Consider the following 12,396-nt stretch of genomic DNA (forward strand, 5'->3'; position numbering starts at 1 on the left):
GTCCCCGGAACGGATTCCCCCCACGGGACCCGCGCCGGGGTGTCGGCGAGGAGCGCACGCGCGGTGCGCCCCAGGGGGTGTCTGCCGGGACCCGTACGGGTCGGGAGGGCCGCTCAAAGCACCCCGTTGAGCACGTGTCCCGGCCGGCTGATGCCCCGGATGTCCCCCAAGACCCCCGTGAACGTCCCCCAAGACGTTCCTGGCATCGCCCCATTAGACCCACTGCAGTGCCGGATGGTTACGTTGCCATCACTGTGATCTGCGTCTCCTGTGAAGGAAGTGTGCGCAGAGTGGGGAGAACAGACACTAGCGGAAAGATCGCAACCGAAGGCTGTTACTCACCACGAAAACGGAGGAGAACGCCATCGCCGCCCCCGCAATCATAGGGTTGAGCAGGCCGGCGGCCGCCAGTGGCAGGGCCGCCACGTTGTAGCCGAAGGCCCAGAACAGGTTGCCCTTGATGGTGCCCAGCGTCCGGCGGGAGAGCCGGATTGCGTCCGCCGCCACCCGCAGGTCCCCCCGTACGAGGGTCAGGTCACCCGCCTCGATCGCGGCGTCGGTTCCGGTGCCCATCGCCAGGCCCAGGTCCGCCTGGGCGAGCGCGGCCGCGTCGTTGACCCCGTCGCCCACCATGGCGACCGTACGGCCCTGTGCCTGGAGCCGGCGTACGACGTCCACCTTGTCCTGCGGGAGCACCTCGGCGATCACCTCCTCGATGCCCACCTCGCGGGCCACCGTCTCGGCCACGGCCCTGTTGTCCCCGGTCAGCAGTACCGGGGTCAGGCCCAGCGCCCGCAGCCGGGACACCGCCTCGGCGCTGGTCTCCTTGACCGCGTCGGCCACGGTCAGGACCCCCCGGGCCGCCCCGTCCCAGGCCACCAGGACGGCGGTGCTGCCCGCCGCCTCGGCGGCCGCCTTGGCCTCGGCGAGGCCGGCGGGCAGGTCGATCGACCAGTCGGCCAGCAGCTGCTCGCGGCCCACCAGGACGGCATGTCCGGCCACCACGCCCTGGACACCGAGCCCCGCGAGGTTCTCGAAGGACTCGGGGGCGGGCAGGGAGCCGGCCCTCTCGGCCGCCCCGGTGGCGATGGCCCGGGCGATCGGGTGCTCGGAGGCGTGCTCCAGCGAGCCCGCGAGGCGGAGCAGCTCGTGCTCGTCGGTGCCGGCGGCGGTGTGCACGCCGGACAGGGTCATCCGGCCGGTGGTGACCGTACCCGTCTTGTCGAGCACGACCGTGTCGACGCGGCGGGTGGACTCCAGCACCTCGGGGCCCTTGATCAGGATGCCGAGCTGCGCGCCCCGCCCGGTGCCGACCATCAGCGCGGTCGGTGTGGCCAGGCCCAGGGCGCAGGGGCAGGCGATGATCAGGACGGCCACGGCGGCGGTGAAGGCGGCGGTGGGGTTGTCGGTGATCAGCAGCCACGTGACCCAGGTGCCGAGCGCCAGCACCAGCACGACCGGCACGAAGACCCCGGAGATCCGGTCGGCGAGGCGCTGCACCTCGGCCTTGCCGTTCTGCGCCTCCTCGACGAGCCTGGCCATCCGGGCGAGCTGGGTGTCGGCGCCGATCCGGGTGGCCTCGACGACGAGGCGGCCGGAGGTGTTGACCGTGGCCCCGGTGACGGAGTCGCCCACGCCGACCTCGACCGGGACGGACTCGCCGGTCAGCATCGAGGCGTCCACGGCGGAGCCGCCTTCGACGACCGTGCCGTCGGTGGCGATCTTCTCGCCCGGGCGTACGACGAACCGGTCGCCGGCCGCGAGCTGTGCCACCGGGATGCGCACCTCGCTGCCGCCGCGCAGCACGGCGACCTCCTTGGCGCCCAGCTCCAGCAGGGCTTTGAGGGCGGCGCCCGCCTTCCGCTTGGAGCGGGCCTCCAGATAGCGGCCGAGCAGGATGAAGCTGACGACGCCGGCGGCGACCTCCAGGTAGATCGAGGAGGAGCCGTCCGTACGGGCGGTGACATCGGTCGCCACCGCTCCGGGGGCGAAGTCGAAGCCGTGCCGCATGCCCGGCATCCCGGCGTGGCCGAAGAACAGGGCCCACAGCGACCAGGTGAAGGCGGCGAGCGTGCCGACCGAGACCAGGGTGTCCATGGTGGCGGCGCCGTGCCGGGCATTGGTCCAGGCGGCATTGTGGAAGGGGAGGGCGCCCCAGACGACCACGGGGGCGGCCAGGGTCAGCGAGAGCCACTGCCAGTTGTCGAACTGGAGGGCCGGGACCATCGCGAGCAGGACGACGGGGAGGGACAGCAGGGCGGAGACCAGCAGCCGCTGGCGCAGCGCGGCCAGTTCGGGGTCGCGCACGGCCCCGGCCGGCCCGGCCTGTGGTTCCGGCTCCGGTTCCGGCGGAGGGGGCTCCTCGGCGGTGTACCCGGTCTTGACGACCGTCGCGATGAGGTCGGCGACCTGGACCGCGCCGCCGTACGAGATGCGGGCCTTCTCGGTGGCGTAGTTCACCGTGGCGGTGACCCCGTCCATCCGGTTCAGCTTCTTCTCGATGCGGGCGGCGCAGGAGGCACAGGTCATCCCGCCGATGCTCAGCTCGACCTCGGCGGCGTCGGCCGCCGCTATGGGCCCGTCGTGCACGGTGCTGCTGCTCATGTCCGGCTCCAGGGGGAGGGCCGGGCCGTACGGAACCAGTATGAGCTGGCCGGTACGGCCCGGCGGGGTACAGCGAAGTACTGCGAAGTGCTGCGGGTCGTGCGCGTGGCGGCGATCGGGAGGTGCTCAGGCCTGCCCGGCGAACTCGTACCCGGCCTCGTCCACGGCGGCGCGGACGTCCTCGTCGGCGAGCGGGGCGGCGGAGACCACGGTGACCTCGCCGGTCGCGGCGACGGCCTTGACCGAGCCGACGCCCGGCAGGGCGGAGATCTCGGCGGTCACCGCGCCCTCGCAGTGGCCGCAGGTCATGCCGGTCACCCGGTAGACGGTGGTGGTCTGGGTGTCCGTCTCGGCGGTCATGTCGTTCTCCTCTTCAGGGGCGTGTCCGGTCGCCGGGGGCGGCGGTGTCACTCCGCCGTCCCCCCGACTCTTGGAGACTATACCCCTAGGGGGTATCAAAGCGAGGGTTCGCCGCCACTTCCGGCCGGTTCCGGATGCGCCGCGGGTGGCCGCCCTGCGGGGGTCAGTGGTGGTGGGGCGCGGTGATCACCGGATCCAGGTAGCGCAGCAGGACGGTCTTCAGCTCGGCGATGTACGCGGCCCGCTCGGCGCCCTCGCTCGCCAGGATCAGGTCGAGCGAGGCCTTGAAGATGCCCAGGATCATGTTGGAGACGTGGGTGATCTCGTCGGGTGCGCTGTCCGGGCAGAAGCTCCGCAGGACCCCCTCGACCCGGGCCAGCAGTCCCGCGTGCAACTCCTCGTGCTCCTGGGTGATGCCGGGGATGCCTGAGCCGTGCATGAGGGCCCAGAAGGCCGGGTTCTCGCAGTTGAAGGCGATGACCGGGTCCAGTGTGGCGTCGAGCAGCTCGGGCAGGGGCTTGTCCAGGTTCTCGGGAAGGAAGACCTGGCCGTGCATCTCGTGGGCGCGCCGGAGCAACTGGCCGCCCAGTTCGATGGCGATGGCTTCCTTGTTCGGGAAGAACTGGTAGAGCGTGCCCGGCGAGACCTCGGCCTCGCGGGCGATGGCGTTGGTGCTGGCCGCGGCGTACCCGGTACGGCAGAACACGCTCGCAGCGGCCGCCAGGAGCTGGGCGATCCGGCGCTCGCCGCGAGCCTGGCGCCGAGGTGCGGCGGCCTTCTTTGCAGCCTTCGGGGGCTTTTCGGCGGTTTCGTCCTGGGGCCTCTCCGGCATGCCCGTCCCTTTGCTTCCTGTGGGCGATTGACAAACGCGAGAAGGCGCTCGCATTCTTGGAAAACGCGAGCGACTGCTCGTGTTTGCCAGTCTAGTTGGCCTGGCAATCACGGTGAAGGGGACACCGAGTCATGTCCGAAGTCAAAAAACCGCCGTCGTCAGGGGAGGGCGGACGGTGGACCCGGATCGTCACCGCCCGGCCGCGGCTCTCGCTGCTGCTCGCCCTCGTGGTCACGGCACTGGCCGTCCTCGCGGGCGGCGGCGTCGCCGACCGGATGGGCAGCGGTGGCTGGGAGGACCCGGACGCCCGGTCCACCTACGCCGCCAAGGTCCTGGAGCGCGAGTTCCCGGGCTCCCAGCCCAACCTGCTCCTGCTGGTGGACGCCGGGTCGGCGGCGGGATCGGGAGCGGGCGGGGTCGACGCCCCGGCCGTCGCCGCCGAGGCCGAGCGGCTGACCGCGCAACTCGCCTCCGAGCAGGGGGTGGCCGGGGTCGGCTCGTACTGGCGCACGCACCTGCCCGCGCTGCGCTCCGAGGACGGCCGACAGGCCCTGATCGCGGCCCGGGTGCTCGGCGACGAGAAGACCCGCGCCGCGGTGCTGGAGCGGATCGCCCCGCGCTACCGGGGCGAGCACGGGCCGGTCGGCGTCTCCCTCGGAGGGCCGGTCGCCGTCCAGCGGGAGGTGACCACCACCATCCAGGAGGACCTGCTGCTCGCCGAGGCGATCGCCCTGCCGGTGACCCTCGTCCTGCTCGTCATCGTCTTCGGCAGCGCCGTCGCCGCGCTGCTGCCGCTGGGCGTGGGCATCGTCGCCATCCTCGGCACCAATGCCGTGCTGCGCGGCCTGACCGAGTTCACCGACGTCTCCGTCTTCGCGCAGAACCTGACCACCGCGCTCGGCCTCGGACTCGCCATCGACTACGCCCTGTTCATCGTGCGGAGGTTCCGCGAGGAGCTCGCCGCCGGGCGGGATCCGGCGGCGGCCGTGGGGGCCACCCTGCGCACCGCCGGGCGCACGGTGCTGTTCTCGGCGATGACCGTGGCCGTCTCGCTCTCCGCGATGCTGTTCTTCCCGATGTACTTCCTGCGCTCCTTCGCCTACGCCGGGGTCGCGGTGGTCCTGCTCGCGGCGGCTGCCGCCCTGGTCCTGCTGCCGGCGGCGCTGGTGCTCCTCGGGGAGCGGGCCAACTCCCTCGACATGCGGCGGCTGTGGCGGCGCAGTCGGCCCGGAGCCGGCTCCGGGGCCCCGGGCGCGGCCCCCGAGGCCGGCCGGGGCTGGGCGAGGGCGACCGGACTGGTGATGCTCCGGGCCCCGGTGTTCGCCATCGCCACCACGGCCGGGCTGCTGCTCCTCGGAGTGCCCTTCCTCGGGGTGAAGTTCGGCACGGTGGACGACCGGCAGCTGCCGGAGACCGCCTCCTCCCACCTGGTCCAGCAGCAGATCCGCGACGGCTTCCCGGGCAGCCCCGGCGCCGGGCTGACCGTGCTGGCCGAGGGCGCGGCGGGCCCCGCCGACCTCGCGGCGTACCGGGACAGGCTTGCCGCGCTGCCCGGGGTGCGGGTGGACGGGCCGGTGAGCTCCGGGACCCGGCCGGGGTACGCGTACTTCTCGGTGGCCACCGACGGCGAGGCTGCGGGACAGCAGGCCAAGGACCTCGTCGCGGAGGTGCGCAAGGTGCAAGCCCCCTTCGACACCTCGGTGACCGGACAGGCGGCGGTCCTCGTCGACTCCCAGAAGGCGATAGCCGAGAAACTGCCGGCCGCTCTGATCCTGGTGGTCCTGGCCACGCTGCTGCTGGTCTTCCTGCTCACCGGGAGCGTGCTGATACCCGTCCAGGCGGTCCTGCTCAACGCGCTGAGCCTGACGGCGATGTTCGGGGCGGTGGTATGGGTCTTCCAGGACGGCCACCTCTCCGGGCTGCTCTCCTTCACCTCCACCGGGGACATCGAGACCAACCTGCCCGTCCTGATGTTCTGCATCGCCTTCGGGCTCTCCATGGACTACGGGGTGTTCCTCATATCCCGCATCAAGGAGGAGTACGAGCGGACCGGGGACCACGAGGGGGCGGTGCGCACCGGACTGGTCCGCACGGGCGGGCTGATCACCGCGGCGGCCGTGATCCTGGCGGTGGTGATGGTGGCCATCGGCAGCTCGCGGGTGACCAACACCAAGATGCTGGGGCTCGGGATCGCACTGGCCGTGCTGATGGACGCGCTGGTCGTACGGAGCCTGCTGGTGCCGGCGGTCATGAAGCTGACGGGGAAGGCCACCTGGTGGGCCCCGGGCCCGCTGCGGCGACTGCACGAGCGGTTCGGGCTCAGCGAGGGGGAGTCCGCGCCGGCAGCGGTCGCGCAGGCGCCGGGAGAGGCGCCCGAGCCGGACCGGATACCGGCGGGCAGCCGGTAGGCGGGGCGGCAGCGTCAGCCCCTGCGGACGGGGCCCCGGCGGTCCCGTCCGCAGCCGGGGCCGCGATCGCGGGGGTCAGTCCTCGCGGCGGCCCCGGTTGCCGGGGCGGCGGGTCACCCAGACGCGGATCGTGTCGGCGTACCAGTAGGGCTTGCCGCCTTCCGAGTGGTCGGGAGCGGGGAGCAGTCCATGCTTGCGGTACGAGCGCACCGTGTCCGGCTGGACCCGGATGTGGGCGGCGATCTCCTTGTACGACCACAGCTGTCGGTCGCTCATCGACGACACCTCCTTGTCCACGGCGCGGGCCGGCCGGGAGGCCGTCGGGGGAGCCGCCGCGTGGACACAGACGATCGCTCGGTTTGTTCCCGGAGAACGACGGAGGGTGAAGGCGGGGGAGGGATTGTTGACCGTCTGTAACCGAGAAGTCATGTAATGCGGACATGCGTGACACAAGGGCGACACCTGTGACAGATGTGGCGCAAGGGGTGCCCCCGGACAGGCCCGGGGGCAGGGGGCGGAGGGCGGCTCAGCGGTACAGGGCGGGCCGTTCCGCCAGCTCCACCGGGGTCCGTACGCCACTGCGGGCGGCGGCGAGTCCCGCCGCGGAGACGGCGGCCGCCGCGTAGCCGTCCCAGGCGTCGGGCCCGGCCACCCGGCCCTGCGCGGCCGCGGCCACCCAGCGCCGCAACTGGCGGTCGTAGGCATCGGCGAAGCGCACGGTGAAGTCCTGGGCGATCTCGCCGGTCGTCCGGCCCGCGGACCGGACGACCATGGCCTGCCCCTCGCCGATCTGGGCGCTCCCCGACTCGCCCACCGCCTCGCACCGCACCTCGTAGCCGTATCCGCAGTTGACGAAGATCTCCACGTCGACGATTGCTCCGCCCGAGGTCTCCAGCAGGACCAGCCGGGGATCGCGCAGCCCCTCGGGGGCCGCCGAGGTGGGCGTCGGGGACAGTACGGACACGGCCGTGATCTCCTGCCCCAGCAGCCAGCGCGCCGCGTCGACCTCGTGCACGACGGAGTCGCTGATCAGCATGTCGCTGGTGAAGAACGAGGGCGAGGACGCGTTGCGGTGCCGGCAGTGCAGGAACAGCGGCCGGCCGATCCCGCCCGCGTCCAGCAGCTCTTTGAGCCGCTCGTACTCGGCGTCGAACCGCCGCATGAACCCCACCTGCACCAGCCGTCGGCCCAGCCGCTGTTCCGCCTCCATCACCCGCAGCGCCCCCGCCGGGTCCGGGGTCAGCGGCTTCTCGCACAGCACCGGCAACCCCCGGCCGAGGGCGTGCAGGATCGCCTCCTCGTGGGCGGGGCCCGGGGAGGCGATCAGTACGGCCTGCACTCCGGGTGCGGCCATCGCGGCGGCCGGATCCGTGTACGCGCCCGCGCCGTCCAGCCCCGCCGCGACCGCCTTCACCCGGTCCCCGTCCGGGTCGGCCACGGCCACCACCCGCGCCCCGCCGACCGTCCGCCCGATCCGTTGGACGTGGTCGGAGCCCATCTTCCCCGTTCCGATGACGGCGATGCCCAGCGTGCTCATGTCGTGTTACCTCCGGGGAGTCAGCGGGCGCCGCAGGAGCGCAGGTAGGTGCGGGTGCGGCGGGCGATGGGCAGCGGCCGGTCGGGCGGACACGGGTACATGTCCTGCTCCACGATCGCGAAGAGGTCCACGCCGAGCCGCTCGGCGGCCGCGAGCACCGGCTCCAGCGCCGGCACCCCCGCCGGCGGCTCGCACATCACCCCGCGGGCCACGGCCGGCCCGAACGGCAGCTGCTCCGCGGCGACTTCGGCGAGGATCCGCGGGTCGACCTGCTTGAGGTGGAGGTAGCCGATCCGCTCGGCGAAGGTCTCGACGGCCTGGACGCTGTCGCCGCCGCAGTAGGCGTAGTGCCCGGTGTCCAGGCACAGCGAGACCAGGTCCGGGTCGGTCGCGTCCAGGAAGCGGGCCACGTTCTCCGGGGTGTCGATGTGCGTGTCCGCATGCGGGTGGACGACGATCCGCAGCCCGTACCGGTCCAGGACCTCGCGGCCCAGGCGCTCGGTCTGCGTGGTCAGTTCACGCCATCCCTCGGGGGTGAGCGTGCGGTCCTCCAGCACCTCGCCGGTCTTGTCGTCGCGCCAGAACGAGGGAATGACGACGAGATGGCCGGCGCCCATGGCCTGCGTGAGCGCCGCGATCCGCGACACGTGCTCCCAGGTGTCCGCCCAGACGGCGGGCCCGTGATGGAGTCCGGTGAAGACGGTGCCGGCGCTGACGCGCAGGCCCCGTGCGGCGGTCTCCTCGGCGAGGCGGGCGGGGTCGGTGGGGAGGTAGCCGTACGGGCCGAGCTCGATCCACTCGTACCCGGCGTCCGCGACCTCGTCCAGGAATCGCTCCCACGGGGTCTGGAGCGGATCGTCGGGGAACCAGACACCCCAGGAATCCGGAGCCGAACCGATGCGGATACGGGTCAACGCGGGCGGGGAGGACGTCATGACGGCCACCTTAGGGTGCGAGACGAGTGGGAGGACTGCCTGTGACCACCGCGGACGATGTCGCGTTCGACCTGATCACGATGGGGCGGATCGGGGTGGATCTCTACCCGCTGAGAACGGGTGTAGCGCTGGCGGAGGCGGACACCTTCGGCAAGTTCCTGGGCGGTTCGCCCACCAACGTCGCCGTCGCGGCGGCCCGGTTGGGCCGGCGGGTGGCGGTGATCACCCGGACCGGGGCGGATCCCTTCGGAGCCTATCTGCGGGCCGAGCTGCGGGGGTTCGGCGTGGACGACCGGTGGGTGGGGGAGGTGGCGCGGTACCCGACCCCGCTGACGTTCTGCGAGATCTTCCCGCCGGACGACTTCCCCCTCTACTTCTACCGGCTGCCGAAGGCGCCCGACCTGGAGATCGAGCCCGGGGAGCTGGACCTGGCGGCCGTGCGGGCCGCGCGGGTGTTCTGGATGACGGGGACGGGCCTGAGCGCGCAGCCGAGCCGGTCCGCGACCCTGGCCGCGCTGGAGGCCCGCGCCAAGTCCGGGATCACGGTGTTCGACCTCGACTGGAGGCCGATGCTGTGGGAGGAGGAGCCGGGGGACGCGTACGCGCGGGCGCTGGGCCTCGCCACGGTGGCGGTCGGCAACGTGCAGGAGTGCGCGATCGCGACCGGCGAGTGCGAACCGTGGGCCGCCGCGCGGGCGCTGCTGGCGGCCGGGGTGGAGCTGGCCGTGGTGAAACGGGGGCCGGACGGGGTACTGGCGATGAGGCGGGACGGAACGGTGGCGGAAGCCGCGCCGGTACCGGTGGAGGTGGTGAACGGACTGGGAGCCGGGGACGCGTTCGGCGGCGCGCTGTGCCACGGCCTGCTGGCGGGCTGGGAGCTGGAGCGGGTGCTGCGGTACGCGAACGCGGCCGGGGCGATCGTCGCCTCGCGCCTCGCGTGTTCATCGGCTATGCCGTACGCCAAGGAAGTGGAAGAGGTGCTGGAGCCGTGACCCTGACCGCATCGCACGAGATGGAGTTCACCGCGCTGCGGGTGCTGCAGCTCGCCCCGGGAGAGGCGTACGCGCACCCGTGCGCGGACCACGAGTGGATCGTCCTTCCGCTGGCCGGGGGGTGCACGGTCCGCTGCGCGGAGCCCCGGACGCAGGCGGGTCCGGGCCGCCGTGCCCCCACGGTGTTCGAACTGCACGGACGCACCGACGTGTTCGGCGGGGTCAGCGACTTCGCCTACCTTCCCCGGGACGCGGAAGCCGAGATCGGCTCCGCCGCAGGGGGGCGGTTCGCGCTCATCGGGGCACGGTGCGAAGCGGTCCTCCCGGCCCGGTACGGGCCGGCCCGGGACGTCCCCGTCGAGCTGCGCGGCGCGGGCCACTGCTCCCGCCAGGTCAGCAACTTCGCCGCCGCGGGCGCCTTCGACTGCGACCGCCTCATTGCCGTCGAGGTACTCACCCCAGGGGGGAACTGGTCCTCGTACCCGCCCCACAAGCACGACGAGTTCGACCCCGGCCGGGAGTCCCGCCTCGAAGAGATCTACTACTTCGAGATCGCCCCGCACGGGGACATCCCCGGCCTCGGCTACCAGCGTGTCACCCCTTCCCCCGCCGGGAAGACCGACATCCTCACCGAGGTGAGGACCGGGGACGCGGTGCTCATCCCGGACGGCTGGCACGGGCCGTCCATCGCCGCGCCCGGGCACGACATGTACTACCTCAACGTCATGGCCGGACCCCCGGGCCCGCCCCGGGAGTGGCTGATCCGGGACCACCCCGACCACGCCTGGATCCGGGACACCTGGCCCGGCCAGGACGTCGACCCCCGGCTGCCCTTCCACCGAGCGGAGGACGAGACCCGATGAGGCTCACCGTCGCGCAGGCCCTCGTCCGCTTCCTGGCCCGCCAGTACACCGAACGCGACGGCCGCCGCCACCGGCTGATCGCCGCCACCTGGGGGATCTTCGGGCACGGGAACGTCGCCGGCATCGGGCAGGCCCTCCTGGAGAGCGGCCCGCGCGAGATGCCGTTCCTCCAGGGGCGCAACGAGCAGGCCATGGTCCACGCCGCCGTCGGGTACGCCCGCCAGCGCGGGCGGCTCTCGGCCCACGCCGTCACCACGTCGATCGGCCCCGGCGCCACCAACCTCGTCACGGGGGCCGCCCTCGCCACCATCAACCGGATCCCCGTGCTCCTCCTGCCCGGCGACACCTTCGCCACCCGGCCCGCCGATCCCGTGCTGCAACAGCTGGAACTGCCGTACGCGGGCGACCTCTCCGTCAACGACACCCTGCGGCCCGTCTCCCGCCACTTCGACCGGATCACCCGCCCCGAGGCCCTGATCCCGGCCGCCCTCCAGGCCGTGCGGGTGCTCACCGACCCCGTGCAGACCGGCGCGGTGACCCTGGCGCTGCCTCAGGACGTCCAGGCCGAGGCGTACGACTGGCCGCCCGAGTTCTTCGCCGAGCGCGTGTGGGGCGTGCGCCGGCCCCGGCCCGACCGGGACGAGCTCGCCGCGGCCGCCACGGCCGTACGGAGCTCCGCGCGCCCGCTGATCATCGCCGGCGGCGGGATCCGGCACAGCGCGGCCCAGGCCGCACTGGCGGAATTCGCCGAGGCCACCGGGATCCCGGTCGCCTCCACACAGGCGGGCAAGGGGGTGCTCCCGCACGACCACCCCGCCGATGTCGGCGGCATCGGGCACACTGGGACGGCCGCCGCCGACGAGCTGGCCCGCGGCGCCGACCTGGTCATCGCCGCCGGGACCCGGCTGACGGACTTCACCACCGCCTCGGCGACCCTGTTCCAGAATCCCGCCGTCCGGTTCCTCGGTCTCAACCTCGACCCGTACGACGCCCACAAGCTCGCCGCCCGGCCGCTGGTCTGCGATGCGCGGGTGGGCCTGGAAGACCTCCGGGACGCGGCTTCCGGGTACCGCGTGGACCCCGCGTACGAGACGACGTACAAAGAGAAGAAACGGAGCTGGGAGCGCCTGGTCGACCAGGCCTGGGCGGCCCCCGACGAGGACGCCGCCCCGACGCAGGCCCAGGTGCTCGGGCTGCTCGACGAGCTGGTCGGCGCCGACGACATCCTGATCAACGCCGCCGGCTCCCTTCCCGGCGACCTGCACAAGCTGTGGCGGGCCCGCTCGGCCGACCAGTACCACGTGGAGTACGGCTACTCCTGCATGGGATACGAGATCCCGGCGGCGATCGGCATCGCGCTCGCCGCCCCCGGCCGCCCGGTGTGGGCGCTGGTCGGCGACGGGACGTACCTGATGAACCCGACCGAGATCGTCACGGCCGTCCAGGAGGGCGTCCCGATCAAGGTGGTGATCCTCGACAACCACGGCTACGCCTCCATCGGCGGTCTTTCCGGGGCCGTGGGCGGGGAGGGCTTCGGGACCGCGTACCGCTTCCGCGCGGACGACGGTTCGTACACCGGAGCGCCCCTGCCGGTGGACCTCGCGGCCAACGCCGCCTCCCTCGGGATGGCCGTGATCCGCACCCGCACCATCGGTGACCTGCGGAAAGCCCTCGCCGAAGCGCGTGAGGCGGACCGCCCCACATGTGTCTACGCACAGACCCGAACACCCGACACTGTGTCGGGCCCGCCCCCGGCGCAGGCGTGGTGGGATGTTCCTGTGGCCGAGACCGCGACCCGTGCGTCGGCGAACGCGGCCCGCGAAGAGTACGACCGGCAAGCCGCGCAGCGACGTCGCCATCTGTGA

At 72.8% G+C, this 12,396-nt stretch carries 10 protein-coding genes; 4 read left to right on the forward strand and 6 right to left on the reverse strand.

What is annotated here, in order from left to right; genetic code table 11:
* Nucleotides 1-306: 306 nt before the first annotated feature.
* From ABTY04_RS11350 to ABTY04_RS11360, 3 genes are all read right to left on the reverse strand, one after another.
* The gene (locus ABTY04_RS11350; RefSeq protein WP_352213119.1) at nt 307-2,604 is read right to left on the reverse strand and encodes a heavy metal translocating P-type ATPase; all 2,298 of its coding nucleotides are present in this window, start codon (nt 2,602-2,604) and stop codon (nt 307-309) included.
* Between the two features lie 126 nt (nt 2,605-2,730).
* Complete coding sequence (locus ABTY04_RS11355) at nt 2,731-2,964, reverse strand: heavy-metal-associated domain-containing protein (protein WP_352213120.1); 234 nt, start codon at nt 2,962-2,964, stop codon at nt 2,731-2,733.
* Nucleotides 2,965-3,127: 163 nt separating this feature from the next.
* On the reverse strand, nt 3,128-3,796 hold the full coding sequence (locus tag ABTY04_RS11360; protein WP_352213121.1) for a TetR/AcrR family transcriptional regulator: 669 nt from the start codon (nt 3,794-3,796) through the stop codon (nt 3,128-3,130).
* Between the two features lie 131 nt (nt 3,797-3,927).
* On the opposite strand from ABTY04_RS11360, the gene ABTY04_RS11365 reads away from it, so the two are divergent.
* A complete protein-coding gene (locus ABTY04_RS11365) occupies nt 3,928-6,204 on the forward strand; it encodes an MMPL family transporter (protein ID WP_352213122.1) in 2,277 nt (758 codons plus the stop codon).
* A 75-nt stretch (nt 6,205-6,279) separates the two neighbouring features.
* Here ABTY04_RS11365 and ABTY04_RS11370 read toward each other — a convergent pair whose 3' ends face one another.
* The 3 genes from ABTY04_RS11370 to ABTY04_RS11380 all read right to left on the reverse strand — a co-directional run bounded on the left by ABTY04_RS11370 (nt 6,280) and on the right by ABTY04_RS11380 (nt 8,676).
* Complete coding sequence (locus tag ABTY04_RS11370; RefSeq protein ID WP_352213123.1) at nt 6,280-6,480, reverse strand: helix-turn-helix transcriptional regulator; 201 nt, start codon at nt 6,478-6,480, stop codon at nt 6,280-6,282.
* A 250-nt stretch (nt 6,481-6,730) separates the two neighbouring features.
* Nucleotides 6,731-7,741, reverse strand: a complete 1,011-nt coding sequence (locus tag ABTY04_RS11375) for a Gfo/Idh/MocA family protein (protein WP_352213124.1) — start codon at nt 7,739-7,741, stop codon at nt 6,731-6,733.
* Between the two features lie 20 nt (nt 7,742-7,761).
* A complete protein-coding gene (locus tag ABTY04_RS11380; protein WP_352213125.1) occupies nt 7,762-8,676 on the reverse strand; it encodes a sugar phosphate isomerase/epimerase family protein in 915 nt (304 codons plus the stop codon).
* A gap of 80 nt (nt 8,677-8,756) precedes the next feature.
* On the opposite strand from ABTY04_RS11380, the gene iolC reads away from it, so the two are divergent.
* The 3 genes from iolC to iolD are packed head-to-tail and all read left to right on the forward strand — an operon-like array spanning nt 8,757 to nt 12,396.
* Nucleotides 8,757-9,668: a 5-dehydro-2-deoxygluconokinase gene (iolC, locus tag ABTY04_RS11385; protein ID WP_352213233.1), complete on the forward strand. Its 912-nt coding sequence runs from the start codon at nt 8,757-8,759 to the stop codon at nt 9,666-9,668.
* 20 nt (nt 9,669-9,688) lie between these two features.
* Nucleotides 9,689-10,531, forward strand: coding sequence for a 5-deoxy-glucuronate isomerase (iolB, locus tag ABTY04_RS11390; RefSeq protein ID WP_352213234.1), 843 nt, complete (start codon nt 9,689-9,691; stop codon nt 10,529-10,531).
* On the forward strand, nt 10,528-12,396 hold the full coding sequence (gene iolD, locus ABTY04_RS11395; RefSeq protein ID WP_352213126.1) for a 3D-(3,5/4)-trihydroxycyclohexane-1,2-dione acylhydrolase (decyclizing): 1,869 nt from the start codon (nt 10,528-10,530) through the stop codon (nt 12,394-12,396). The genes iolB and iolD overlap by 4 nt, the downstream gene beginning before the upstream one ends.

The organism is Streptomyces sp. NPDC097981, assembly GCF_040302565.1.
Classification (GTDB): Bacteria; Actinomycetota; Actinomycetes; order Streptomycetales; family Streptomycetaceae; genus Streptomyces.